The 24,364-nt window shown below is 74.1% G+C and carries 26 protein-coding genes, 2 tRNA genes and 2 pseudogenes; 9 read left to right on the forward strand and 21 right to left on the reverse strand.

Going from position 1 to position 24,364, the window contains the following annotated elements:
* Positions 1 to 3 precede the first annotated feature (3 nt).
* Positions 4 to 783 carry a hypothetical protein gene (locus AB0D08_RS24895; protein ID WP_359891682.1) on the reverse strand — a complete coding sequence of 260 codons (780 nt, stop codon included), beginning with the start codon at positions 781 to 783 and terminating at the stop codon, positions 4 to 6.
* Positions 784 to 918: 135 nt separating this feature from the next.
* Positions 919 to 2,103, reverse strand: a complete 1,185-nt coding sequence (locus AB0D08_RS24900; RefSeq protein ID WP_359891685.1) for an erythromycin esterase family protein — start codon at positions 2,101 to 2,103, stop codon at positions 919 to 921.
* Positions 2,104 to 2,181: 78 nt separating this feature from the next.
* Here AB0D08_RS24900 and AB0D08_RS24905 point away from each other — a divergent pair, with 78 nt between their 5' ends.
* On the forward strand, positions 2,182 to 2,901 hold the full coding sequence (locus AB0D08_RS24905; protein WP_359891687.1) for a MerR family transcriptional regulator: 720 nt from the start codon (positions 2,182 to 2,184) through the stop codon (positions 2,899 to 2,901).
* A gap of 31 nt (positions 2,902 to 2,932) precedes the next feature.
* Here AB0D08_RS24905 and AB0D08_RS24910 read toward each other — a convergent pair whose 3' ends face one another.
* Together AB0D08_RS24910 and AB0D08_RS24915 are read right to left on the reverse strand one after the other, a co-directional pair.
* The gene (locus tag AB0D08_RS24910) at positions 2,933 to 4,420 is read right to left on the reverse strand and encodes a carboxylesterase/lipase family protein (protein WP_359891690.1); all 1,488 of its coding nucleotides are present in this window, start codon (positions 4,418 to 4,420) and stop codon (positions 2,933 to 2,935) included.
* Positions 4,421 to 4,459: 39 nt separating this feature from the next.
* On the reverse strand, positions 4,460 to 5,128 hold the full coding sequence (locus tag AB0D08_RS24915; RefSeq protein WP_033822695.1) for a TetR/AcrR family transcriptional regulator: 669 nt from the start codon (positions 5,126 to 5,128) through the stop codon (positions 4,460 to 4,462).
* Positions 5,129 to 5,332: 204 nt separating this feature from the next.
* Here AB0D08_RS24915 and AB0D08_RS24920 point away from each other — a divergent pair, with 204 nt between their 5' ends.
* Entirely contained in the window at positions 5,333 to 6,364 is a 1,032-nt protein-coding gene (locus AB0D08_RS24920; protein ID WP_359891694.1) for a PHB depolymerase family esterase, read from the forward strand.
* Positions 6,365 to 6,403: 39 nt separating this feature from the next.
* Here the strand turns inward: AB0D08_RS24920 and AB0D08_RS24925 are convergent.
* Positions 6,404 to 6,631, reverse strand: a pseudogene (locus AB0D08_RS24925) (FAD-dependent monooxygenase); the annotation flags it as partial.
* 152 nt (positions 6,632 to 6,783) lie between these two features.
* Positions 6,784 to 7,029 carry a hypothetical protein gene (locus AB0D08_RS24930; protein WP_359891747.1) on the reverse strand — a complete coding sequence of 82 codons (246 nt, stop codon included), beginning with the start codon at positions 7,027 to 7,029 and terminating at the stop codon, positions 6,784 to 6,786.
* Between the two features lie 100 nt (positions 7,030 to 7,129).
* Between AB0D08_RS24930 and AB0D08_RS24935 the strand changes: the two genes are divergently transcribed.
* A complete protein-coding gene (locus tag AB0D08_RS24935) occupies positions 7,130 to 7,852 on the forward strand; it encodes an SDR family oxidoreductase (protein ID WP_359891697.1) in 723 nt (240 codons plus the stop codon).
* Positions 7,853 to 7,881: 29 nt separating this feature from the next.
* Here AB0D08_RS24935 and AB0D08_RS24940 read toward each other — a convergent pair.
* Both AB0D08_RS24940 and AB0D08_RS24945 read right to left on the reverse strand, forming a co-directional pair.
* Positions 7,882 to 7,976: transfer RNA gene (locus AB0D08_RS24940), tRNA-Cys, on the reverse strand.
* Positions 7,977 to 8,080: 104 nt separating this feature from the next.
* Entirely contained in the window at positions 8,081 to 8,788 is a 708-nt protein-coding gene (locus tag AB0D08_RS24945) for a TetR/AcrR family transcriptional regulator (RefSeq protein WP_359891700.1), read from the reverse strand.
* A gap of 146 nt (positions 8,789 to 8,934) precedes the next feature.
* Between AB0D08_RS24945 and AB0D08_RS24950 the strand changes: the two genes are divergently transcribed.
* Both AB0D08_RS24950 and AB0D08_RS24955 read left to right on the forward strand, forming a co-directional pair.
* A complete protein-coding gene (locus tag AB0D08_RS24950; protein ID WP_359891703.1) occupies positions 8,935 to 10,080 on the forward strand; it encodes an NAD(P)/FAD-dependent oxidoreductase in 1,146 nt (381 codons plus the stop codon).
* 122 nt (positions 10,081 to 10,202) lie between these two features.
* Positions 10,203 to 10,541 carry a hypothetical protein gene (locus tag AB0D08_RS24955; RefSeq protein WP_359891706.1) on the forward strand — a complete coding sequence of 113 codons (339 nt, stop codon included), beginning with the start codon at positions 10,203 to 10,205 and terminating at the stop codon, positions 10,539 to 10,541.
* Here the strand turns inward: AB0D08_RS24955 and AB0D08_RS24960 are convergent.
* The 4 genes and pseudogenes from AB0D08_RS24960 to AB0D08_RS24975 form a co-directional block, all read right to left on the reverse strand.
* A pseudogene (locus AB0D08_RS24960) lies at positions 10,500 to 11,704 on the reverse strand (transposase). The gene AB0D08_RS24955 and the pseudogene AB0D08_RS24960 sit on opposite strands and share 42 nt — an antisense overlap.
* Positions 11,705 to 11,826: 122 nt before the next feature.
* Entirely contained in the window at positions 11,827 to 12,357 is a 531-nt protein-coding gene (locus AB0D08_RS24965; protein ID WP_359891707.1) for a hypothetical protein, read from the reverse strand.
* A 109-nt stretch (positions 12,358 to 12,466) separates the two neighbouring features.
* Positions 12,467 to 12,561 (reverse strand) — tRNA-Cys (locus tag AB0D08_RS24970).
* A 684-nt stretch (positions 12,562 to 13,245) separates the two neighbouring features.
* A complete protein-coding gene (locus AB0D08_RS24975; RefSeq protein WP_359891710.1) occupies positions 13,246 to 13,677 on the reverse strand; it encodes a hypothetical protein in 432 nt (143 codons plus the stop codon).
* Between the two features lie 221 nt (positions 13,678 to 13,898).
* Between AB0D08_RS24975 and AB0D08_RS24980 the strand changes: the two genes are divergently transcribed.
* A complete protein-coding gene (locus tag AB0D08_RS24980; protein WP_359891713.1) occupies positions 13,899 to 14,594 on the forward strand; it encodes an alpha/beta hydrolase in 696 nt (231 codons plus the stop codon).
* Positions 14,595 to 14,647: 53 nt separating this feature from the next.
* Positions 14,648 to 15,457, forward strand: coding sequence for a DUF1963 domain-containing protein (locus AB0D08_RS24985; RefSeq protein ID WP_359891716.1), 810 nt, complete (start codon positions 14,648 to 14,650; stop codon positions 15,455 to 15,457).
* 65 nt (positions 15,458 to 15,522) lie between these two features.
* Here the strand turns inward: AB0D08_RS24985 and AB0D08_RS24990 are convergent, their stop codons facing one another.
* From AB0D08_RS24990 to AB0D08_RS25005, 4 genes are all read right to left on the reverse strand, one after another.
* Positions 15,523 to 15,927 (reverse strand): hypothetical protein, encoded by a 405-nt coding sequence (locus AB0D08_RS24990; RefSeq protein WP_359891718.1) that lies wholly within the window; start codon positions 15,925 to 15,927, stop codon positions 15,523 to 15,525.
* A 109-nt stretch (positions 15,928 to 16,036) separates the two neighbouring features.
* A complete protein-coding gene (locus AB0D08_RS24995; RefSeq protein WP_359891721.1) occupies positions 16,037 to 16,204 on the reverse strand; it encodes a hypothetical protein in 168 nt (55 codons plus the stop codon).
* A 13-nt stretch (positions 16,205 to 16,217) separates the two neighbouring features.
* On the reverse strand, positions 16,218 to 16,574 hold the full coding sequence (locus AB0D08_RS25000) for a PRC-barrel domain-containing protein (protein ID WP_359891723.1): 357 nt from the start codon (positions 16,572 to 16,574) through the stop codon (positions 16,218 to 16,220).
* A 180-nt stretch (positions 16,575 to 16,754) separates the two neighbouring features.
* On the reverse strand, positions 16,755 to 18,593 hold the full coding sequence (locus AB0D08_RS25005) for a glycoside hydrolase family 15 protein (protein WP_359891744.1): 1,839 nt from the start codon (positions 18,591 to 18,593) through the stop codon (positions 16,755 to 16,757).
* Positions 18,594 to 18,767: 174 nt separating this feature from the next.
* Here AB0D08_RS25005 and AB0D08_RS25010 point away from each other — a divergent pair, with 174 nt between their 5' ends.
* Positions 18,768 to 19,535 carry a DUF6193 family natural product biosynthesis protein gene (locus AB0D08_RS25010; protein WP_359891726.1) on the forward strand — a complete coding sequence of 256 codons (768 nt, stop codon included), beginning with the start codon at positions 18,768 to 18,770 and terminating at the stop codon, positions 19,533 to 19,535.
* On the opposite strand, the gene AB0D08_RS25015 is transcribed toward AB0D08_RS25010, so the two are convergent.
* The 5 genes from AB0D08_RS25015 to AB0D08_RS25035 all read right to left on the reverse strand — a co-directional run bounded on the left by AB0D08_RS25015 (position 19,504) and on the right by AB0D08_RS25035 (position 23,592).
* Complete coding sequence (locus tag AB0D08_RS25015) at positions 19,504 to 19,944, reverse strand: VOC family protein (RefSeq protein ID WP_359891729.1); 441 nt, start codon at positions 19,942 to 19,944, stop codon at positions 19,504 to 19,506. The genes AB0D08_RS25010 and AB0D08_RS25015 overlap by 32 nt on opposite strands.
* Positions 19,945 to 20,014: 70 nt before the next feature.
* Complete coding sequence (locus tag AB0D08_RS25020) at positions 20,015 to 21,067, reverse strand: DUF2804 domain-containing protein (RefSeq protein ID WP_359891731.1); 1,053 nt, start codon at positions 21,065 to 21,067, stop codon at positions 20,015 to 20,017.
* Between the two features lie 59 nt (positions 21,068 to 21,126).
* A complete protein-coding gene (locus AB0D08_RS25025) occupies positions 21,127 to 21,540 on the reverse strand; it encodes a hypothetical protein (protein ID WP_359891733.1) in 414 nt (137 codons plus the stop codon).
* Positions 21,541 to 21,621: 81 nt separating this feature from the next.
* Positions 21,622 to 22,782 carry a glutamate--cysteine ligase gene (locus AB0D08_RS25030; protein ID WP_359891736.1) on the reverse strand — a complete coding sequence of 387 codons (1,161 nt, stop codon included), beginning with the start codon at positions 22,780 to 22,782 and terminating at the stop codon, positions 21,622 to 21,624.
* Between the two features lie 165 nt (positions 22,783 to 22,947).
* A complete protein-coding gene (locus AB0D08_RS25035) occupies positions 22,948 to 23,592 on the reverse strand; it encodes a GAP family protein (protein WP_359891739.1) in 645 nt (214 codons plus the stop codon).
* Positions 23,593 to 23,854: 262 nt separating this feature from the next.
* Here AB0D08_RS25035 and AB0D08_RS25040 point away from each other — a divergent pair.
* A partial coding sequence (locus tag AB0D08_RS25040; RefSeq protein WP_359891742.1) for an ATP-binding protein occupies positions 23,855 to 24,364 on the forward strand: 510 nt, incomplete at its 3' end.

Genomic DNA, 24,364 nt, shown 5'->3' on the forward strand with positions numbered 1-24,364 from the left:
CCGTCAGCCGGCGGTCGCGGTGGCGGGCGGGGCCGTGCGCTCGGTGGCCTTGCGGATCTGTGCCCGGACGATGTCGGCCCGCAGCGCGGGCGATTTGGCGGTGTCGTCGCCGAGCTCGAAGAGGATCCGGTTGTCGCCGACCGCGGCATACAGGACGACGGTGCTGAATCCCCCGGCGGAGGCGACGGCCCCGGTCGGGCTGTCGAGCGCGAAGGCGACCGCCGGTACGCCCGCGTCCTGAAACGCCACCTCCCGGACCCGGATGGTGCGGTTCCCCGCCCCGGTCGGCACCTTGAGTTCCCGGCAGCCGTCGCGGACCGCCGCCGCCAGGGCATCGAACCGCGCCGGGACCTCCCCGGGGGCGAACGCGCCGAGATCGACGGTGGTCCGGTTGCCGAAGGTGTTGTTGCCGATCACGTAGACCGCCCGGGCCCGGGCCCGGGGCTCCTCGGTCAGTGCCGCGACCACCGGCGCGCACCCGGGCGACGCGGCGGCGGCCTGGTCGAACCCGGCCCAGGGCTGCGGCACGGGCGAGGGTTCGACGACCGCCCCGCCGGGCAGGTCGGCGACGCCGAGCCGGGCCGACCACAGCTGGTCCTCCGTCAGCGGGCCGAGCGCCACCCGGGCGGGCTGGGCGGGCCGGGCGGCGGCCGAGGGGGACGTCGCAGCCGAGGGGGAGACGGCGGCAGCGTGGGGCTCCGGTGGCCGCGCCGAGGCGCAGCCCGACAGCGCGACGGCCGTGATCAAGGGCACGGCGGCCCGGGCTGCGACGGTTCTCCGCATGGTCTCTCCTGGTCGGTGGGGGTGACTGCGCGCGGAGCCTAACGCCGCCGGGCCGCCGGACGCCCGTGGTTTTCGATCATGGGGCACTGTCCGCCGTCCCCGGGTCGCGCCGGCCGGGGCAAGGGACCGCGCCGGTCAGACCTCGCGGAGGAACACGACGGCGTCGGCCCGGCCGACGGTGTCCGGGTCGAGGGAGGCATAGGTGTGATCGGCCGGGACGCGGCGCTGCGGCTTCGGGTCCAGGGCCGTGAGCAGCCGGCTCGGGTCGAGGACCGCGCGCGGGTGGGGCAGGTCCGAGAGCACGGCTTCGAAGGTGCCCGGCTGTGGGACGTCGGAGCCGCGGGTGCCGAAGGTGGTGGCGGCGAAGGCGTATCCGTCGCCGAGGGTGGTGCCGATGATGGCGCCGGCGCTCCACCACTCGAGCAGGCGGCCGCCGAACCGCAGGTGGCTCAGGTCGCGTTGCAGGTGGCTGTTGTGGGCGAACGCCAGGGTGGGACCTCGCCCGCTCTCGCGGCGGACGACGGCGGCGAGGTTGTCGGCCATCATCGCGTCGCGCAGCCGCATCAGGGAGCCGAAGCGGGTGGGCGCCGGGTCGGCCAGGGCGGCGTGGTAGCGCAGCAGTCCGGCGGCGGTGCGGGCGTACAGGCCGGCGTGCCAGAGCCCGCCGGGCGAGGTCGCGTCCGTCAGGTGCGGGGCGTGCGCGGTCAGCAGGGCGCCCAGGTCGTCGGTGAGCAGCCGCAGTTGGGCGGCCTCGGGGGTGCGGCCGACGGACCGGGCCGGGTCCGTCATGGCGCCGGGGTCGGTCCAGCGCCCGTCGGGGCCGAGCAGCCCGTCGAGGGTCTCGCGGTCGCAGGGCAGGTCCACGTGGGGGGCGAGGTAGTCGTGCAGTGCGGTCAGGGCCGGGCCCGGGCTCGCTGCTCCGCTGATCTCGAGCGGGCCGTCGAAGCCGTAGCAGCGCAGGCGGTCCCGGTGCGGGTGCTGCTCGTTGTGGGCGCGCATCCAGCGCAGCAGGTCCCGGTTGGCGGGCGAGGCGCCGAAGCCGTGGCTGAAGCCGCGGTCCATGGCGTCGTCGAGGCTGCCGGGGCCGCCGGCCACGTACGCGTCGGCGACCAGGGCCGCCAGGCAGTCGCTCTCGAGGGCGATCGAGCGGTATCCCTCGTGTTCGACGAGGTGGCGGAAGAGCTCGTTGCGCAGTTCGGGGAAGGCTTCCACGCCGTGGGTGGGCTCGCCGAGGCCGAGCAGGCGGGTGGCCGGGGACAGGAGCGCGGTGAGGGAGGCGCCGCCGAAGGGGCGGGCGGCGTCCCGGATCGAGGCCGTCATGGCTTCAACCGTATCCTTGAAGCTTCGGTGTAGACTTTTCCGGCATTTTCGGCCGCTGGGAAGGGGAAAGCTTCAACCATGTGGCTACGGCCCGTTGATCTGGCGCGTGAGCACGGCCTGTCCACCCAGGCGGTGCGCAACTACGAGGACGCGGGGATCCTGCCGCCGGCCGGGCGCTCGCCGCACGGCTACCGCCGGTACTCCCCTCGCCATGCGGCGGCGTTGCGCGCGTTCCTTGCGCTGGTCCCCGCGCACGGCCACCCGACCGCGTCGGCGGTGATGCGGGCGGTGAACGGCGGTGCGGTCGACGAAGCGCTGCGGTTGATCGACGAGAGCCACGTCCGGCTGGCCGGCGACCGGAGCACGCTGCGGGACGTCGAGGACGCCTTGCGCGGCCTGGCGCCGCAGCGGGACCCGGAGGCGGAGCCGGGGGCGACGTTCATCGGACCGCTGGCGCACCGGCTCGGCCTCCGGCCGGCGACCCTGCGCACCTGGGAGCGGGCCGGGCTGGTCGTCCCCCGCCGTGATGCCCGCACGGGGTACCGCGTCTACGGCTCCGCCGATGTCCGGGATGCCCTGCTGGCCCACCAACTGCGCCGCGGCGGGCACGGGTTGGACCGGATCGCGCGGGTCCTGGCGGAGGTCCGGACGGCGGGCGGCCCGGAACCGTTGCAGGCCGCACTCGAGGAGTGGCGCGGCCGGCTGCGGGCCCGCGGCCTGGCGATGCTGACCGCCGCGGCCGCCCTCGACGCCTACCTGTGCCAGGCCGCGGACGCCGTGGCGACGCCCGCCGGGTAGCCCGCCGCACGGGACCCGCCGGCCGGCGGGGTCAGCGGCGGCCGTCCCACAGGGAGCGTTCGTCCGGACGGGGGTCGGTGACCAGCAGGGGGTCGGTGTCGAAGACCCGGGTGGCCCGGCCGTCCGGGGTGTACGGCGGCCAGCCGGGGTCGCCGGTGGTGGCGAAGGACGTCCACGCGCGGCGTACCGCGTCCGCGAGCTGCCGCGGCGGGTGGTCCCCGAGCATGGGCGCGAGCGCCCGATCGTCCTGGACGCCGAAGGTGAACGGGACGTCGACGGCGTGGCACGCGCCGAGCCGGCCGTCGAACGCCGGTGAGCGCCAGGCGAATTCGTACAGGTAGGTGGCGGCGGGGCGGTGCCGGGCGTGTGCCTCGGCCAGGCGGATGGCGGGGATGCGGTAGAACCAGTCGGTGGCGACGGCGGCGAGCAGTTCTCCCGGCGAGGCGTCCGGCCGGCCGGCCCGGTAGCGGTCGAGGGCGCCGGGTGGGAGGCCGTAGCGGGCCGTCAGGTGCGGCAGGGCGGCTTCGGGTACGGCGTCGAGCAGGCCGGTGGGGGCGAGGTAGAGCCGGAACTCCTCGGTGGTGGTCCCGGCCATCAGGTCGATCCCGGCCGCCGCCCCGGCGCTGACGGCGTCGATCGGTGCCCGGGGCAGGATGTCGCCGTCCACCACGGGTTCGAACGGCAGCAGGTTCAGGGCGGCCTCGCCCCACCGCGCGGGGTCGGGGTCGGCGGTGACGGCCGCGCGCAGCCGTTGCTGCGCCTCGACCAGGGTGGCGGTGGGCAGGGCGGCGATAGCGGCCGGTTCCGGTGCGGTGCCGAGGAGTTCGGCCAGCCGGTCGCGGATCAGGCCCGCGGTGGCCCTGCCGTGGGTGTGGTGGGCGGCGCCGCTCTGCAGGATCGCGCGGTGGAACAGTCCTCGGGCCCGGGGCACGGCCAGCAGGGTGGCGATGCTCATGGCGCCGGCGGACTGGCCGAACACCGTGACGTTGGCGGGGTCGCCGCCGAACGCGGCGATGCCGTCGCGGACCCAGGTGAGGGCGGCGATCTGGTCAAGCAGGCCGCGGTTGGGGGTGGTGCCGGGCAGGTCGAGGAAGCCTTCGGCGCCGAGCCGGTAGTTGAGGGTGACCAGCACGACGCCGTCCCGGGCGAACGCGCTGCCGTCGTACATCGGCAGCGAGCCCGCGCCGTTGGTGAAGGCGCCGCCGTGCAGCCAGACCATCACCGGCAGGCGGGCCGCGGTGTCCGGGGTCCAGACGTTGAGGTTGAGGCAGTCCTCGCCGGGGACGGTGATCTCGGGCAGCAGCACGTCCAGCGGCGGGGCGTACGGCGCCTGGGGTGCGGTGGGTCCCGGGGCGGTGGCGTCGCGTTCGCCGTCCCAGCGGGCGGGCGGCTGCGGCGGCAGCAGTCGCAGCGGGCCGACCGGCGGCGCGGCGTACGGGATGTTGCGGAAGGCGGCGACGCCGTCGGCGCTGCGGGTGCCGCGGAGCAGGCCGTGGGTGGTGCGGACGACCGGATGCACGGATGGGTCTCCTTGTCGCGGGGGCGGCCGCGGGGGCGGTCAGCCGGCGGTGGCAGCCGTCGAGGGGGTGGCGCCGAGGATGCGCAGGGCGAACTCGCCGTGGGCCTCGGCGATCCGCTCGGGGGTGAAGGGCTGGTCGGGTCCGGCCCAGTGGGCCACCCGCACGCCCATGGCGCTGATGGCGGTGGCGGCGAGCAGCGGTTCGGGCACGTGGAAGACGCCTTCGGCGATGCCCTGTTCGATCGCGTCGAGCAGGAACTGCCAGCAGGCGTGGCGCAGTTCGAGGGCGGGTGCGGCGAGGTCCGGTGAGAGGGAGTGGATCTCGCCGTCGGTCACGATCGCGAGCAGCGGGAAGCGGGTGTGGACGTCGGCGTGGGCGCGCACCAGTGCCACCACCCGGGTGGCGGGGTCGGCGGTCCGGGTGCTCGCCACGGCTTCGGCGAGCCGGGCGTGGAGTTCCTCGTGCCCGACCTGGACGAGGTGGGCCAGCACGTGCTCCTTGGAGGGGTAGTGCGCGTACAGGGTGGCCGAGTTGATGCCGACGGCGGCTGCGATCTGCCGGATGGAGGTACCGGCGAACCCGGCCTCGGCGAACAGGCCGAGCGCCTCCTCGAGGATGCGTCCCCGGGTGCCGGGCGGGGTCACGCCGGCGGGCAGGTCGGGTCCGACGGCCGCGGTCCGGCGCGGCTGCCAGCCGGGGTGCTCCACGTGGTCCTCCTGGGGTCCGCGGCGTGCCGCCACCGAAGTTCCGACCGATCGATTGGTTGACAGCGTAGCGCCGAGGTCGGATCGTACTCCACAGCCGCGCAGTCACCAACCGATCGATTGGCCGGAGCGAGCGTGTGCCACTCCGCGCCCGGACCGCACCACGCACCTCACGCACCTCACCCCACCCACCCGAGGGAGTGCTCCATGGTGTTCCGCGTCCTGCCCCGGCTGTCCCGAACCCTTCGCCGGGCGGCCGCCGTTGCCGCCGCCACCGCTCTCGCCGCGCTCGGCCCCGCGGCGCCCGTCCGGGCCGCCGAGGCCGCGCCGGGTCTGCCGCACCTCAACCTGACCGGCGCCTACGTCACCGGCGTCTCCTCCGGCGGTTTCCTGGCCACCCAGCTCCAGGTGGCCTACTCCGGCACCTTCGACGGCGCCGGCATCGTCGCCGCCGGACCCTACGACTGCGGCCGGGGCAATGTGGTCGACGCCGCCGTCTGCCTGGTCGGCCACGGCCTGCCGGAGCTCGAGCAGCAAGCCGTCGAATGGGCCGGCCAGGGCCGCATCGACCCGGTCGGCAACCTCGCCGGCAAGCCGGTGTACGTCTACCACGGCCGCCTCGACCCGGTGGTCAACCCGCTGGTCTCGGACAGCGGCGTCGCCTTCTACCAGGACTTCGGCGCGAGGGTTGTCTACCACGACTCGGACTGGGCCGGGCACTCCTGGGTCAGCCCGCAGGGCGTGGTGCCGTGCGGCCTGACCCTGCCCCCGTTCGTCAACGACTGCGGCGACGACCCGCAGCGCGAGATGCTCACCCACTGGCTCGGCCACGTCGACCCGCCGAACCACGCCGCGCCCGCCGGCGCCCTCACCCGCTTCGACCAGAACCGCTACACCCCCGGCGGCTCGGCGCCCCGCCTGAGCATGGACTCCACCGGCCTGCTCTACACCCCGCCCGCCTGCGCCGCCGGACAGCCGTGCAAGCTGGTCGTCGCGCTGCACGGCTGCCTCTCCGGGCAGTACCTGCTCGGCGACCTGTTCCCCCGCCGCGGCAACCTCGACACCTACGCCGACACCAACGACCTCGTCGTCCTCTACCCGCAGGCCGTCTCCAGCCTCGTCCCCGTCAACCCGCAGGGCTGCTGGGACTGGTTCGGCTACACCGGCCAGGACTTCGCCGTGAAGGACGCTCCGCAACTCCGGGCCATCACCGCCATGGTCCACGCCCTCGGAGCCTGATCCGCCGCCGGGTTCGTACGCGGCCGTGACCGCCACCGGTCACGGCTTCCCGGCGAACAGGCCGGTCAGGCCGATCAGGCCGATCAGGCCGCGGGGAGCGTCGTCGTCGAGGCAGCAGAGCCGGAAGATCTCGACGGCCTCGGCGGCGGCCCGGGCGCTGCGGGGGAACAGCTCCTGCTCCTACGCGGCCGGCGCGGCTTCGACGTCACCGGGGTGCGCGGCGACGGCCCTGCCGAGTTCGGCGCCGTCGTACGTGGCCAGGTTGGCCCTCGATGCCGCAGCGGCGTGGGCACAGACCCCGACCGGTACACGTTCCCCCGGGGCGTCGCCGGCCGGCTCCGCGACAACGACGACCGGGCGGCGTTCCTCGCCAGGATCACCGCCGCCGGGTAGCGGGGCCCGGCCGCCGCGCCCGCCGGTCAGAGCGCGAGGAAGCGCGCGAGGACGAAGAGCAGGTACGAGCCGAGCGCGATCCGGTTGATCAGCAGGTGCGGGCGGCCGATCCGCGGGCCCGCGAACGTGTCCTCGGGGCGGCGCAGCTCCGGCCTCCCGGGGCCGGGTCGGGCTCTGCGCGTGGGCAGGACGGCGCATAGTTCGGCGGAGGGGTCGCGCCCCGGTGACGTGCTGGGCCGTCCGGGCGTGCCCGTCCGTCCGGGCCGAGGCACCGGCAGCGGCACCGGCGGTGGCAGCGCGCTGCGGCGGACCCGCGGTGGTCTCCTGGATGGCAAGCACTCCGTCCGTACCTGAACCGAAGAGGGAAGCGCCTTGTCCAAGCCCCTGATCGTCATCACCGGTGCCAGCTCCGGCATCGGGGCGGCCACCGCCCGGCTCCTGTCCTCCGAGGGGCACCCGTTGCTGCTGCTCGCGCGGCGGCTGGAGAGGCTGGAGCAGCTCGGCCTGCCCGAGACCCTGTGCCGCCGGGTCGACGTCACCGACCGGGACGCGCTGCAGGCGGCGGTGCGCGAGGCGGAGGAGCGGTTCGGTCCGGTGGACGCGATCATCAACAACGCCGGGGCGATGCTGCTGGGGCGGATCGCGGACCAGAAGGCCGAGGAGTGGGACCGGATGGTCGACCTGAACATCAAGGGCGTGCTGTACGGGATCCGCGCCGTCCTGCCCGGCATGGTCGCCCGCGGCGCCGGGACCATCATCAACGTCAGCTCCGTCGCGGGCCGCAAGACCTACCCGAACCACACCGCGTACGTGGGCACCAAGTTCGCCGTCCACGCCATGTCGGAGAACCTGCGCGAGGAGGTCGCCTCCGCCGGGGTGCGCGTGGTCACCATCGCCCCCGGCGCGGTGGAGACCGAGCTGCTCTCCCACACCACCGACGCGCGGATCAGGAGCGACTACGAGGCGTGGAAGAAGTCCGCGGGCGGTGCCCTGGATCCGCAGGCGGTCGCCGAGGCCATCGCGTACGCCTACCGGCAGCCGCCCAACGTGACCATCCGTGAGATCGTTCTCGCCGCCACCGGCCAGGAGTCCTGACCCGCACCGCACCACGGGCCCGCGCCGGGCGGAGAGGGCAGGATTCGAACCTGCGCGGGCCCCGGAGGACCCTGCTCGGCCGTTGCCGGCCAGGCACCCGATGAACCGCTCCGGGCACCTCTCCCGGTCGGGGAGCCTCGCTCGCTCCCTGACGTGCCCTCAGCATGTCCCACCGGCCTGACCGCACGCTGACCCCCTCCTGACCCGGCCCGGTACGGGCGCCGTCCCCTACCCGGAGGGGGGCTGGTCCGCGGCGGGTCCGCCGGGCAGGGGGTCGTCGGGGGCAACGGTGGCCGTCCAGCCCTGGTCGAGCAGGAGGCAGACCTGGTCGACGGCTGCAGCGGGGTCGGGGCAGGTGCGGGCGAACGCGAGGGATTCGAGGGTGAACCGGGCGTAGGCGGCGCAGATGACGTCGTCGTGCGGCCGGCCGGTCTGGTCGGCGAGGGCGCGGGCGAGGGCGTGTTCGTGGCGCAGCCACATCGTGCGGGAGTGCTCGCGCAGGGCCGGGGTGTCGTTGACGAGCCGCTCGAAGTCGGCGAAGCGGGGGTCCCTGGTGTGCGCCGAGTCGACGAAGGCGGCGAGGTGGGCGCGGAGGGCCTGGGGGATCGTCCGGCCCGGCGGGCGGTCGGTGACGGCGCCGACGAGGGCGGCCTCGTTGCGGGCGTCCTCGTCGAAGACCAGGGCCTCTTTGCCCTCGGGGAAGTAGTTGAACAGGGTCGACACCGAGACGTCGGCGCCTTCGGCGATCTCGCGGACGCCGACCTGCTCGTAGCCGCGTTCCAGGAACAGCCGCAGTGCCGTGTCCGCGATGGCCCGGCGGGTGGCGGCCTTCTTGCGTTCGCGCCGCCCGGCCGTTCCTGCCCGGTCGCCCGCTGCTGCCCGGTCGCCCGCTGCTGCCTGGTCGCCCGCTGCCGTGCGGTCGGTCGTGTCTGCCATGGCCGTCACCCTATCCGCCGCTTTGGGACCGCGCCAATATTGGAATGATTGCATATTTGCAACCGTTTCAATAATGTGGGCGGTGCCCGACGAGCCGACGGCACCCCGTCCACCGGCCGTGACCGGGCACCCGTGGAAGGAAGACCATGAACCCCCTCGCACCCGCCCGGGCCAGGATCAGCGTCATCGGCGCCGGCCCCGGCGGCCTGACCTGCGCCCGGATCCTCCAGCAGCGCGGCATCGCGGTCACCGTGTACGACCGCGACCCGGGCCCCGGCGCCCGCAACCAGGGCGGCACCCTCGACCTGCACGCCGACAACGGCCAGCTCGCCCTGCGCGAGGCCGGCCTGCTCGAGCAGTTCTTGGAGCTGGCGCGCCCCGAACGGCAGGAGATGTGCCGGCTGGACCCGGCCGGCACGGTCGTCTCCCACCACGTCCCCGAGGACGGCGAACTGTTCAAGCCGGAGATCGACCGCGGGCAGCTGCGCGACCTGCTGCTCGGCTCACTCCAGCCGGGAACCGTCCGGTGGGGACACACCCTCACCACCGTCGGCGGGCCCGCCGACGGGCCGCGCCGGCTGCACTTCGCCGACGGCACGACCGCCGAGGCCGACCTGGTGATCGGCGCCGACGGCGCCTGGTCCCGGGTGCGCCGGGCCGTCTCCCCCGCCGTTCCGGAGTACACCGGGGTGAGCTTCGTGGAGGCCTGGTTCTCCGACGTGGAGAACCTGCACCCCGAGATCGCCGAGCTGGTCGGCCCGGGCAGCGCCGCCGCGGGCGACGGCGACCGCGGCCTGTTCGCCCAGCGCAACAGCGGCGACCACATCCGCGCCTACCTCATCCGCCGCGCCCCGGTCGACTGGATCCGCCGCAGCGGCCTGGGCGCCGACCACACCGACGGCATCCGCGCCCTGCTGCTCGACGAGTACGCCCACTGGTCACCCCGGCTGCGCCGGCTGATCACCGACAACGACGGCCCGTACGTCGACCGCCCGATCCTCGCCCTTCCCGTCCCGCACACCTGGCAGCACAACCCGACGGTGACCCTGCTCGGCGACGCCGCCCACCTCATGCCCCCGCTCGGCGTCGGCGTCAACCTCGCCATGCTCGACGCCGCCGAACTCGCCCTCGCCATAGCCGGATCCGACACCGTCGACGAGGCCGTCCGCAGCTACGAGAAGACCATGCTCCCGCGTTCCACCGAGATGGCCGCGCTCCTCGAGGGCGGCGCCGAGCACCTGCTCTCCGGCGACCTGCCGGAGCACGAGCACGACGGCGACGCCCGGTCCTGAGCCCCGCGCCGGCGATCGACCGTTCACCGGGCGGGTGTTCGGGCACCGCCCGGCGCAGGTGTGGTCGATCCTGGTACCGGCGACCGGACCGGGCCGCCCCCGCCGACGGAGGAGCGAGCAGGATGACCGGAACCCGCCCGGAGCCCCCGGATCCGCTGCCCGCGACGGAACGGGTACGCCTGGCCGTCTACCACGGATTCGCGCGGACCGGCCGCGCCCCGGGTGTACCGGAGCTCGCCGCGCTGACCTTGCTCACCCCGGACGGGGTGCGCCGGGAGCTCCGCGCGCTGCACGGCAGCCGTGACGTGGTGCTGGACCCGCAGGACGGCGACCGGATCGTGATGGCCCACCCGTTCGCGTCCGTACCGCTCGGCTTCTCCGTCGTGACTCCTCCCCGGCGTAAACGCCGGGGCTTCTCGTTAAGCCGGTACGGCTTCGCGACGGACCAGCCCGGCCCGTAGAACGTTGACAGCACCTACCGTGTCAGCGTGCGCCGTGTGGCCGCAGCTGACACAGTGGAACTTCTCCTGTGTGGGCCGGTTCTCCGCTGAGACGTGCCCGCATTCGGGGCAGCTCCGGGAAGTGTTGCGGGGGTCCACGGCGACCAATTCCCGTCCGGCACTCTCAGCCTTGGCATTCAGGATCGCGAGGAACACCCCCCAACCGGCATCCGAGATCGAGCGGTTGAGCCCAGCCTTGGCGGCGGCCCCGTTGGGCAGGAAGCTGCCCGGCATCTCGGGGTCCGGCTTCGGGGCAGGGGCCTTGACGACGTTGCGGATCTTGAGGTCTTCGTGCGCGATGAAGTCGTGCGCGCGGACAAGATGAAGCGCGGTCTTGTGGGCGTGGTCGAGCCGCCGGCGGCGCACCGTGCGGTGCAGGTCGGCAACCTTGCGGACGGCCTTGCGGCGGCGGTTGCTGCGCCGCTTGCACCGGGTCAGGTCCTGCTGTGCGGCTTCGAGCTTCGCAGCGGCCTTCCGGCCGTGGCGCGGGTTGGGCACGAACTCGCCGTTGGAGTCGGCGAGGAAGTTGGCTATGCCCATGTCGATGCCGACCACGGACCCGGTCTTGGGCAGCGGCTCGGGCTCGGCCTGCTCGGCGGTCAGGATCACGTACCAGCGCTTGCCCTCGCGCTTGACGGACACGGTCTTGACCTTGCCGACCACGGGCCGGTGCCGGTTGACCTTGACGTGCCCGACGCCCTGGAATCGGACGTGGGTCACGGGGTCGTGCGGGGTTGCATCCCAGCGGCAGCCGTCGCCGTCCTTGGGGAAGTCGACCGTGTCGAACCAGTTGACTCCACGGAAGCGCGGGTAGCCGGGCGTCCCACCGGTCTTGACCCGGCGGAAGAACGCCGCGAATGCCTTGTCCAGACGGCGAAGCGTGGCCTGCTGGGACGAGAACGACCAGCGTCCCTGACGCTCCGGGTCGAACGCCCGGATCTCGTTGAGCTGCGCGGACTGCATCCCATCCCGTACTTGATGCTGGTCCTCGAGACATGCCGGTAGGCATCCCTACGCTCCTGCAACGCCCCGTTGTAGAGCGAGCAGTGATCACGCAGCATCTCGCCGAGAGCTTGCGTCTGGCCCACGGTGGGCCGCATGAGGAACTTGTACGCACGGATCATCCGGAGCGTCCCGTAGAGCGGCGCACCGGGCTGACGGCGGCCGCCCCCGCCGGGGCAGGGGGCGGCCCTCGGCGGAGGCCACTCAGCGCGAGTCCCCCGGCGCGAGTCCCCCGGGCGCGGGCCTATCCGGGGAAGTACAGCGACGCCTTCTCCAGGACGTGCCCCGTGAACATCCCGCCCCACGCGACCCGGCCCCGGTACATGGTGACCCGGCCGGCGCCGGTGGCCGCCGTCTGCACCGTGACGGGACGGCCGACCAGGGTCGTTCCCAGGATCCGGGCGTCCTTGGCGGCCCAGTCCGTCGCGGATCGCTGGACACTGCCGCTGACCAGGGCGGGGAGGATCATCGCCGCGTTACGGGCGCCGGGCAGACCACTGCGCAGATGCTTGGTGTAGTCCATCGCCCAGCCCGTGTAGTCGGCCAGCACGGCCTGGTCGACCGCGGGCACGGCGGCGGCCAGGACGAACAGCTCGACCTTGGTGCCGAACCATTGGATCCGGCGGTCCGACCGGCTGCCTATCACCACCGGGTGGTCGCCCCAGGTGGTCGAGGTCACCACGCATCCGTCACCCCGCAGCCGCTCGCCGAGCCCTGCGAGGTAGGTGGCGGCCGCCCGGGCCGACGACTCTCCATCGATCTGTTGTTCCGTCATGTGCCGATCCTGCCGCACCGGTACGACAACGGGGAAGGTCCGAACACCGGCGGGGGCTCACCCCCGGCTGCCGGGCGTCGGAAGGGGGGCCGGAACGGGGTGCACGCTGCGGAGAGGGCAGGATTCGAACCTGCGCGGGCCCCGGAGGACCCTGCTCGGCCGTTGCCGGCCAGGCACCCGATGAACCGCTCCGGGCACCTCTCCCGGTCGGGGAGCCTCGCTCGCTCCCTGACGTGCCTTCAGCATGCCCCACCCGCCTGACCCACCGCTGACCCCTCGCTGACCCGTACCGGTGACGCAGCGGCGGCCGGGCCCGCAGCGGCACGACCGGCACCCGGTGGGCCCCCGGGTCGCCGGGATGACGGGTGTGCCGTCGGTGCCCGCGTAGCCCCAGCGGCCGTCGTCGGCCTGGAACCGGGAGAGGCCGTTGTCGTCGAAGGCTTCGGTGCGGCGCAGCGCCGGTGCGGCCAGCCAGGCGCCGTGCTGGTCGAGGTGGCCCCAGCGGCCGTGCGGGTCGGCGGCGGGGGCGACGGGCCCGCCCCGGCCGTCCGGGTGGAACGGCCCGACCGTGCTCAGGTCCGGCGCCCGTACCAGCCGCCCGTCGCCGCAGACCAGGGCGTACCGCCCGGCGGAGCCGTCCGGCCCGGGGCAGGGAACGGCGTACGGCGGTATTGCGGTGGGGCTGGTCGGCACGGGTGCGGCTCCCTCGCAGGGGGCCGGGCCGGCGCGGCACCAGCGGCTGCCCGGCCCGGGGATGATCAGGATTCGCCCGTGCCAGGGGGCCTCGCCGACAGCGCGTCCCGCGCAGGGGCGGACCGGAGGCCACCGCGGGTGTGCGGCGGTCCCGGGCCCGGAGCAGGCCGCGCCGGGGCCGCCGCACGGGAGTGCTCAGGCGGCCGGTGCCGCGACCGGGGCCGCCGCCGGCACCGCGGTGGGCGCCGCCGAGGCCGGCCGGCTCGGCGCGGCTGCTGCGGGTGCCGCCGGTGCGCCCGCGTTCGCCGGGTCCGTGGGGGTGGTCGGCCGCATCATCAACTCGGCGCTCTGCCGAGCCTGTTCGACCTGCGCGGGGACGGCGGGCGCGGCGGGCTGCGCGAGGGCCGGGTTGGCCCGGGCCCGGGCGGGGGCGGCGGTCTCCGGCCGGGAGCTCAGGACGTGGCTGGCCGCCTCGTCGAGGCTGACCGCGCGCTGCAGGCGGGTGGCCAGCCGGCCGGCCTCCCGCCCGAGGGAGGCGACGTCGTTCCAGCTGAGCGTGAGAACGACGTGGAGTTCGGCGTTCCCGTCCGGCAGCGCTTGGAGGGGCGATATGGGCAGATCGTTCACGGGACCATCCTGGTTCGGTGCTGTTCGGTGTTGTTCGATTCGGACGACGGGCGGCCGTACGGCCGTTCCCATCGGAAGAGAGAGCCGTTTCGGCGAACCAGCCCGCCACTTTGCGCACCTTTTACCTTCCGATCCCTCGGGAGATCGCCGAGCGACCTGATGGGCGGGCTGCCGGCACAGCAGGATGGGCCGGGGGAACCGGGACGGACGTGGAGGTGGCGATGAGGGTCGTGTTCGTGCACGGGGCTTGCGTGCGGGACGGGTCGTGGTGGTGGCATCGCACCGCCGAGTTGTTGCAGCAGCGGGGCGTGGAGAGCGTGGCCCCGGCGCTGCCGAGTTGTGGTGAGACGGGGGCTGCCGCCGGGGTCGGTGGCGCCGGGCTGGCCGAGGACGTGGCGGCGGTACGGGAGGTGCTACTTGCGGGCGACGCGCCGACGGTGGTGGTCGCGCACAGCTACGGAGGCATCGTCACCGCGGAGGCGGCCGCGGGCTTCGGGTCGGTGCGCCATCTCCTGCTGGTCTCCAGTTACCTGCCCGAGGTCGGGCAGAGCCTGTCGGACTTCGGGGACGGCGGCCCCGCCCCGTTCCTCGACGTCGACCCCGGCGCCGGCACCTTCGGGGTCCGCCCAGAGCTGCTGGTGGACACGTTCCTCCAGGACTGCGACCCGGCCCTCCAGGTGCAGGCGGCGGACCACCTCGCCCGGCAGAGCGTACGGGTGACCGGAGAGCCGGTCGGCGCGGCCGCCTGGCAGCAGGTGCCGTCGACGTACCTCGTCTGCGCCGAGGACCGGGGTACCCCGCCCGCGCTGCAGCGCGAGTTCGCCCGCCGGGCCGGCCGCGTCGTCGAACTCGACACGGGCCACCACCCGTTCCTGTCCCGGCCCGCGGCCGTCCGGGACCTGCTGCTGAGCCTGTGACGGCGGCCAAATCCCCGGTGCGCCCGGCCGGGTGCGGCGGGTACGGTCCAGCGGTGACCCGTCGAACGCCCCCGCGCCCGCTGCCCGTCGAGGAGCTCTTCCCCGAGGTGGTCCCGTTCCGCCGGGACACCGTGCGGCTGCACCCCCGGCGGGGCGAGCCGGCGCCCGGCGACAGTTCGCTCGGCGGGCCGCTGCTGTGGCCCGCCGGGGAACCGTGGCCGTCGTGCCCCGAGCACTCGGGGTCGCCCATGGTCGCGGTCGTCCAGATCCACCGCGCCGACGTACCGGACCTGGTGCCGTTCCCCGCCGGGTGCGACCTGCTCCAGGTGCTCTGGTGCCCGCTGTACCACGGGGACCGCTGGGTGGTGCCCGCGGTGCACTGGCGGTCGGCGGCAGCCGTCGGGCCGGTGCGGCAGGCCCCACCGGCGCCCGCGCGGGCGGGGTACGGCAACGTGCCGCGGCCGTGCGTGCTGCACCCCGAACTGGTGCCGGAGTACGCGAGCTGGGACCTCCCGCAGGAACTCTGGGACGAGTTGGAGGACCGCATCGACCGGGTGCAACGGGAGACGGGCTGGGACTACCAGGTCCACCTGTCCACCGCGCCCGGGTCCAAGCTCGGCGGCTGGCCGGGCTGGGGTCAGGATCCCGTGTGGCCGTGCTGCCCGGGCTGCCGGCGGCCGATGGACCACCTGCTGACGGTGGAGAGCACCGAGGAGAGCGGCCCCCGGTGGGCGTGGACCCCCGCCGAGGACCGCGACCGCGGCTTCGAAGGTGCCGACCTGAGCCTCGGTGACCTGGGCGGCGTGTACCTCTTCGAGTGCCGGAGCTGCCCGGACCGCCCGTTCGCGCACCGCTTCGACTGATCGGGGACGCGACCGATCGGGGACCCGGCCGGACCGGCCCGGACGGGCCCCGGGCGGGGCGTCGATCAGCCCAGGAACGGGAAGCCCGGCATGGTCCAGCAGGCCTGCTCCTCCGGGGCCCCCGGCGGCACGGGGGCGGGACCGCCCATCCCGATCACGTACAGCCCGGTCAGCACCGCGGTGGCGACGCACATGACCGGCAGCAGCAGGTACCACCGGCTGTGCACCAGGTCGGACACCACCGCGCGGAGCACCACCAGCACGACGAGCATGACGACCCACACCGAACGGGTGGCCGCGGCCATGGTGGGGTCGGGTTCGTGGTCCTGGGTCAGGCACCAGTGCCACGCCTCCGACACCCGGGCGCTGCCGTAGAGGGTGCCCGCCGTGGCCAGCACCAACGCCGTCAGGCCCCACATCACCGTCCGCGCGCAGCCGCCGGCCCGCGCCCGGTCCCCCGTCAACTCCATGCCGCCCCCCGAGATGATCGTTCCCGTGTACCGCGACGCGGCTGCGCCATGTCCGGTTCCGCCGCGGCTGGGAGCGGCCTGGGCTGGGAGCGGCCTGGGCAGCCCGCCGTCAGCGGCTGGGACGGCGGCCGGTTCTGCGGAAGCGGACGACGGACAACACCACGGCCACGACGAACACGGCGATGCCGATGACCAGCAGGAAGGCCAGGCCTTTGGCGACGGCACCGATCAGGCCGAGGACAACGGCCACCAGGAACAGCAGCAGGATCCACGCCATCGGGGACCGCCCCTCACCGGCGCGCCAGGCGGCGTTCGCCGCCCGCGCCCGGGGCGTACGGGAGCTGGTAGTGGGCGAAGACCGCGGGTTCGTCCTCGGCCGGCAGGACACCGTCGGTGTCGATCGACGGCGCGTCCTTGACCGCTGCCTTTGGGAAGGCGACCCGGACATAGCCGGGTCCGGCCTGCGCACCGTCCAGCGGTACGAACACGAGCCGGTGGCGGGTGGGCAGGCCGACGGTGACGGTGGCGAAGGCCGGGTCATCGGTGGCGGTGTCCACGTAGACGGATTCCAGGGTGCCGATCTTCTTGCCGTCCTGGTCGACGACGTCGTGTTCGCGCCATTCCCTGATGTCGACGAGCTCGATCATTCCGTGGCCTCCGATCGTGTCACTGCTGTCCGTCGTCGTACGGCGCCTACCCGGCCGGTCCGGGTTCTCACGCCCCCGGCCGACTTCCGTCCGGGCGACCACGCAGCGCGTCCGGCCCGCCACCACCGGCTTTCCGGGGAGAGGGGCGGAACGCGGCCCGGCCGGACCGGGCCGCCGCCGTCAGCCCAGCGCCCGGTCAAGGTTGAAGGCGGCACTGATCAGCGAGAGGTGGGTGAACGCCTGCGGGAAGTTGCCGAGCTGTTCGCCGGTCCGGCCGATCTCCTCGCCGAACAGACCGACGTGGTTGGCATAGGTGAGCATCTTCTCGAACGCCAGCCGGGCCTCCTCCAGCCGGCCCGCGCGGGCCAGCGCCTCGACGTACCAGAAGGAGCAGATCGAGAAGGTGCCCTCGGGACCCCGCAGTCCGTCCGGGCTGGCCGCCGGGTCGTAGCGGTAGACCAGGGAGTCGGAGACCAGGTCCGAGGTGAGCGCGTCCAGCGTGGAGAGCCACTTGGGGTCGGTCGGCGAGACGAACTTGGCCATCGGCATCATCAGCAGGGACGCGTCGAGGACGTTGCCGTCGAGCCGTTGCACGAACGCGGAGCGCTCGGCCGACCAGCCGCGGGCCATGATCTGCCGGTAGATCGCGTCCCGGGACTGCCGCCAGCGCGGCAGGTCGGCGGGGAGCCCGCGCCGGTTGGCGATCCGGATCGCCCGTTCCAGCGCGACCCAGCACATCAGCCGCGAGTACACGAACTCGCGCCGGCCCGACCGGGTCTCCCAGACGCCCTCGTCGGGCTGGTCCCAGTGCTCGCAGAGCCAGTCCACCACGGCACCGACCTCGTCCCAGTGGCCGCTGCTGATCGGCTGCCCCCACTTGTCGTACAGGTAGATGCAGTCGATCAGGGCGCCGTAGATGTCCAACTGGAGCTGCCCGGTGGCGGCGTTCCCGACCCGCACCGGCGCGGACCCGAGGTAGCCCTCGAAGTGGGACAGCTCGTACTCGGGCAGGTCACTGCGCCCGTCGATGCCGTACATGATCTGCAGCGGGCCGCGTTCCCTGGTGCCCCGCAGGATCCCGTGCTCGGAGATGAATCCCATGAACGCCTCGGCCTCCGAGGTGAAGCCCAGCCGCAGCATGGCGTAGACGCAGAAGGCCGCGTCGCGGACCCAGACGTAGCGGTAGTCCCAGTTGCGCTCGCCGCCGATCTGTTCGGGCAGGCTCATCGTCGGCGCCGCGACGATCGCGCCGGTGGGCGCGTAGGTCAGCAGCTTCAGGACCAGGGCCGAGCGGTGCACCATCTCCCGCCAGCGTCCGTGGTACTGCGAGCGGGACAGCCAGTGGCGCCAGAACCGGACGGTCGCCTCGGCCTGCTCCTGCGCCTCGGCGCGCGGACACGCCCTGGGTGCGAGGTCGTCGCCGATCCGGTCGAGGGCGAACACGTGGGACTCGCCCTCCAGGAGCTTGAAGTGCGACCACACGTCGACGCCGTCGCTCTCCAGGGGCGCCGTGGTGGTCAGCGCGAGCGTCAGGGACGGGGAGCGGAACACCGCCTCGTGCCCGTCGAGGTGTGCGGTGTGCGGCTCGGTGCCGTAGCCGAAGCGCGGGGCGACCTTGGCCCGGAACGGGAGCACCCCGCGGACGCAGAGCACCCGCCGGATCAGCCGGTGGCGGTCGGCCTCGCGGGACTCGTCGACGACGGGCATGAAGTCCTGGATCTCCGCGACCCCGTCCGCGGCGAAGAACCGCGTGATCAGCACGTTGGTGTCGGGGAAGTAGAACTGCCGGGTCCGGGCCGGCACGTCGGCGGAGAGTTCGAAGCTGCCGCCCCGGTCGGCGTCGAGGATGGACGCGAACACGCTGGGTGCGTCGAAGCGCGGGCAGCAGTACCAGTCGATGGTTCCGTCGGTGGCGACGAGCGCGGCGGTACGGAGGTCGCCGATCAGGCCGTGCTCGGAGATCGGCGGATACCGGGAGCCGTCCGGTTCCCCGGGTCCGCCTCTGCCGTCCAGCGCCATGGCCGCCTCCTCACCGGTGGTGCGGGGCATCGAGCCGAATCTCGTCTCTCATGCTAGATCGCGCCGTGCCCCGGCGCCGAAGGAACCGGTACGCCACGGACGGGCACAGGGAGGGCGCCGCAGCCGGCGGACCGGCTGTACCACGGGATGGCGGCCGCGGCACAATGGTGATCCATGTCCCCCTCCGCCGATCCAGCCGTCCTGTATCCCGACATCGCGGCCGAGGGCAGCCTCGGCGCGGCGCTCCGAGCCGCCGCGGCCAGGGACGGCCACTGCGTCCCGTTCACGGTCACGAATACCGACCCGCTGCGCCATGCGACCGTCGCGAGCACGGTTCCGCATCGGACGCCCCTGGCCGTCTCTGCCTGGACGGTCGAACGGCGCTGGTCGATCCGCGGGTGCGAGCCGTTCCAGGGCATGGCACTCGTCGAAGGCGACACAGCGGATCTCGCCCAGATCGTCCGGGCCGCGCAAGCCTGGCACTGCGGGGCGGAGCTGGCCGAGATCCACCGCGCCGCGCCGTTCGTGCACCTGACCGGGCGCTTCGAGGTGCCCGACCACGATCCGGTGCTACTGACCGAGTCGGAGTGGCAGCACCTTCGCACCGAGGCGGGCGAGGTGGACTGGCCCGAATACCACGCACTCGTCGAGGCGGCGTATGCCGAGCCGGCGCTGCGGGGGCTCTACCCGTTCACCAGCCACTGGACGCTGCGGTTCTCCACCACCACCCGCCCTCACCTGACCGTCGTTCCGATCTGCCTGGCCGCCGCGCAGCGGGAGAACCGGTACACCCTCAGCGCGCGCTACATGGGTGAGGTGCTCGTCGGGACAACGACGCCGGAGGAAGCCGTGGCAGCGGCTGTGCGCAACCTGCCCTCCGGCGTTGCCCCTGTCACGGTCGGAGCAGTCGTCAGCTCAGCTGCTCGGCCAGCGCGAGGATGATGCCGCTCGGCCCGCGGAGGTAGCAGAGCAGGTAGCTGTCCTCGTAGCGCGTCACTTCGCCGACGAGTTCGGCGCCGTGCGGGCGGAGGCGGGCGAGGGTGTCCTCGAGGTCGTCGACGGCGAACATGACGCGGTGCAGGCCCAGTGTGTTCGCCGGGGTGGTCGCCGGTTCGGGGGTGATCGCCTTCGGGGTGTGGTACTTCGCCAGTTCGAGCCGGCCCGGGGCGCCCGGGATCCGCATCATCGCGATCTCGCTCCGCATGTCGTCGAGCCCGACGACCTCTCCCGCCCAGCGGCCTTCGATCGGCATCCTGCCTTCCAGCTCCATGCCGAGTTCGGTGAAGAAGGCGACGGCGGCGTCGAGGTCGTCGACGACGATGCCGACGTTGTCCATGCGCTGAATGGTCATGTGCCCCAGGATAGGAAGCGGGTCCGGCGCCGCGGGCCCGGCTTGCCGTCGCCTACGGGATTCCGGCCCGCTACCACCGCATCCGGACGTCCTCCGCCCAGCCCAGCAGCCGGTCGACGGCGATGCGGTGGCCGTCGTCGGTGCGGACGGTCCCCGAGTAGTGGCCGAAGCACTGGTCGGTGCGGTTGGCGAGCAGGCCGAGGTCGGTGCGGGTGGCCCGGTTGTGGAAGGGTGTGAAGGTCAGCTCGATCCCGTGGGGTCCGCCGCCGCGGACGGTCCAGGGCCGCAGCAGATCCCGCCGCGAGTACCGCCACTCCAGCTCCTCGCCGATCTTGGAGATCCGGCCGTCCACGCACAGCGCGTTCTCCGTCGAGCCGGTGCCGCGGGTCCACCGGCCGCCGAACTGCAGGCCCACGGTGTGCCCGTCCGTTCGGCCGGACGCTGCGCCCCAGTTCCACGCCACCCGGTGCGGCCACCGTCCGCGCCCGTGGTCGAGGACGGCCCAGGCGTCTTCGCCGAAGCCGAGCACCTCGTCGCCGATGCGTACCGTCCCCGAGGCCGGCCGGGCCGTGTGCTTGGAGGTGTACTGGAACCGGCGTTCGCCCCAGGGGACGACGACGGACAGGGTCTCGTGCCCGTCCGGCAGTTCGGCGAGCAGGTCCACTTCGACGGGCCGGCGGTCGGGGTCGACACACCGCGCCCGCAGCCGGGTTGCGCCGCCGGCGTCAGCGATCTCGATCCGCACCTGGCCCCGTACGGGCCGCTCGGGCCCGACGCGTACCGGTGGACAGCCCGCTGCCCCCGCGATGCCGTCGGGAAGGCGGACACCGAGCCCGCCGGGCACGATCGCGGTGCGCTCGAACTCCCGCACCGGACCTTCGGTGCCGAACCGCAGGACGTGGACGGAGTTCAACGCCAGGTAGTCGAGATCGCTGACGGTGAGCGCGACCAGGTGGGTCGGCGTGGTCACGCACCAGTACTCCCAGCGCTTGGTGCGGCCCCAGCCGCGGATCGCGCTGCGGTGCAGCGGCCGCCGGGACCAGCCGACCGCCGCCGGGTCCAGCCGACCGTCGTCGAGGCAGAGGTCGACGGGCTCGGTGATCTCGCGCTCGTGCGTGGCCATGGCGGGACCCTACGGTCTGCGCGGCGCACTGGCGATACCGCGCCCCGGCCCGGGGGCGGTCAGGTGCCGAGCCGGGTGAGCATGGCGCCGAGCCGGCGTACGGCGTCCTCGGCGTCGGCGTACTGCTGCGGGGTCGGGAGCACGGTGTTGAAGGCCGGGCGGTCGCCGGCGGGCAGCGCCCGCCAGTGCAGGACGGGTGAGAGTGCGGCGCTTCCCCCGGCGAGGAACCAGGCCAGGCGTCCGTGGGTGCGCGAGAGGGCGATGGCCAGGACGGCGAGGGCTTCGCGCAGGTGCTCCAGCCGGTCGATGTCCGCCGGACGCCCCGCGCCGCCGGGCACGCCGACGGCGGCGTTCAGCTCGGCGGCGGCCTGGCGGGCGAGGGACCGGTCACCCGGTGTCAGATCCCACACCCCGTCGTGCAGTTGCTGCTCCGCCTCGTCGATCAGCAGCGCGACCTCGGCCCCCATGTCCATGCCCGAACGATAGCGGCAGGCAGCACCCCGGATCCCACGGGGCACCACCGACAACCGGGCGCAGCCGGGGCGGAGGCCCGTTCAGGCTGCCGCGCTCTCCGCCGCGATCATCGCGACCAGCCCGGACCGCCCGTGCTCCGCGAGCTCACGGCGCTGGCGTTCGGCGCCGTTGCCTTCCCGCAGCAGGCGTTCGACCAGCGGGGCCACCGCCCGGGTGTCGCCCAGTTCCTCCAGGACCGGTGCGAGCTGCGCCAGCATGTCGCCGGCCAGGTCAGCGGCGGGGCGCGACAGTCCGGTCGCCGGTTCGTGCAGTGTGCCGTCCATGCCGTACCGGGCGGCGTGCCAGGCGGCGCCTTCCAGGCTCTCCGGCGTCCGCTGCGGGGCGGGGCGGCCCGCGGCCGCGTCCCGCATCACGGTGACGACCAGCGCGCGGACCAGCCCCGCCAGCATCACCGCCTCGTCGGCGCGCAGCTGGACGTCCATCGCGCGCAGCTCGACGGTCGGGAACCGGGCCGAGAGCCGGGCCTGCCAGTACAGCTGTCCCCGGTCGCGGATCAGGCCGGCCTCCAGCAGGTGGTCGATCCGGCGGTCGTAGTCCTGCGCGTCCGCGAAGTGCGGCGGGATCCCGCTGATCGGCCAGCGCCCGAAGACCACGGTGCGCCAGCTCGCGAAGCCGGTGTCGGAGCCGTACCACAGGGGCGAGTTGGCCGACAGTGCGGTCAGGACCGGCAGCCACGGGCGGAGCCGGTTGAGCACCTCGACGCCGGTGCGGGGGTCGGGTACCGCCACGTGCACGTGCATGCCGTTGATCAGTGCTTCGTCGGCCAGCCGGGAGACGTCGCGCCGGATGGAGTGGTAGCGCGGCGCGTCGGTGATCTCCGGGGGTGTGGTCGGCGCGTAGGGGGCCGTCCCGCTGGCCGCGAGCCGGCAGCCGGTCGCCTCGGCCGCGGCGGCCAGCGTGTGGCGCAGGCGCAGCAGGTGACCGCCGACCTCCGCGAGGTCCTGGCAGACCGGGGTGGCGATCTCGATCTGGGCCTGGAGGAGTTCGTTCTGCAGTTCCTCGTGGTGCACGGCGGGGTGCAGCCCGGCGACCTTGCGTACCGGGTCGACCCGTGGCAGGAGCAGGCCGCTGTCGGGGTCGATCAGCAGGTACTCCTCCTCGACGCCGATGGTCGGGCCCGCGCCCGTCTCCGGGTCGGCCCGGCCACCGCCCGGCGCGCCGGCGCCGGTGGCAGTGCTCATACCTCCGGGCTACCCGCCCTCCCGGTGGCCACACCTGGCCGGCGGCACCGGACCGGACCGCCGGTCGACTACAGGCGCCGCGGCGAGGGTCCGCCGGGGGGCACCGGGGGCGCTGGGGCCGTCGGGGGCACGGACCGGCACCGGCCGGGTCCGGCCGGGTCCGGCTCAGGTCGCCAGGTCGTAGATGCTCCTGGCCATCAGCCAGACGCCGACCGCCAGCGAGAGCGTGATCACCAGCCGGCTCTGGTGGCCCTCCACCCAGGCCCGCAGTGCGTTGAGCCGCGCGTCGGCGGCCTGCGGCGCCCGGACCGCGTACAGCTCCATCGTGATCAGGCTGAGCGACGCCAGCAGGCAGTAGGCGGCCTGGGCGAGCCGGCCCGCCCAGGAGGACAGGTCCGCGTCGATGACCGTCGCCGCACCCGCGCCGACCAGTGCCCACGGCTGCAGGAGCCAGGCGAGTCCGGCGGCGCTGCCGGGCTTGGCCCGGTCGACCCGGGCGGCCCAGCGCGGCGGCCGGGGCGGACGGGGTGGCCGGCGGCGCAGGTACTCCCCGTACAGCACCAGGCCGAGGCCGATGGCGAGTTTGGCCGCGACCGCCGCGACGGAGGGCGGGCTGTGCTGCGCGGGGGGTGTGCCGCCGGTCAGCAGCAGCACGCAGGTGATCACTGCGACGAGGTTGGCCAGCCAGGAGAGCAGGAAGGCCAGGCCGTTGCGGGTCCCGCGTCCGGAGGAGAGCAGCAGGATGAACGCGCTGTTGTGCAACGGCCCCAGCGTGATGGCCGTTCCGATCACCATCAGGTCGAGGAGCACCGGTGCACCCGTCCGTCCCGGGCTCTGGGCCGCTTCCGTCGGGGCGGGCGCACCGGCGGGCAGGGCCTCGCTGACTGTTCGCGGCCTGGGCCGCAGGTCCGACCCTGTGGGTTCGGGCCGGACGGGTCAAGCAGCCACGCGCGGATCACCCGAAGGCGGGGCCGTGGCCCGCCCGGGGCGCGGGGTTCGCTGCCGGGCGGTGTGGCGGGGGCCGGACGGGGCAGGCGTAGGGCAGGGGGACCGATCCTGAAGGGAGCGGGATGTGAACGCCGGCGAGCCCGCGATGAAGGCCCTCGGCTGGGCGAGGACGCTGCCCGTCGCCACCGGTGTACGGGCGGGGCGGGTGTGGGCCCGCCGGCATCTCGACGAGCTCGGCTGGACCGTGTACGCCCCCGACACCGCGGACGCGGTCGTCCTCACCGTCTCCGAACTGGTCACCAACGCCCATCTGCACGCGCACAGCGACGCGGATCTCGTGCTCACCTGGGACGGCACCTGCCTCTACGTCAGCGTGCACGACGACTCGGTGCGGCCGCCGAGTGCGCGGGAGGCCGGTCCCGGGGCGACCTCCGGCCGCGGGCTGGCGTTGATCGACGCGCTCTCCGACGGGTGGCGCTCCCGGGCCGACCGGACCGGGAAGACCGTGACGGTCTGCTTCCGGCCGCCCGCCCGGCCGGCGGGGCATGCTGGTGCCCAGTTCCCACCAGGCGAGGTCCTGCCGCTCGCGGTCGAGCCGGACCAGGTGATGGGCGAGGTAGCCGAGCCATCGCTG

The organism is Kitasatospora sp. NPDC048540, assembly GCF_040651175.1.
Lineage (GTDB): Bacteria > Actinomycetota > Actinomycetes > Streptomycetales > Streptomycetaceae > Kitasatospora.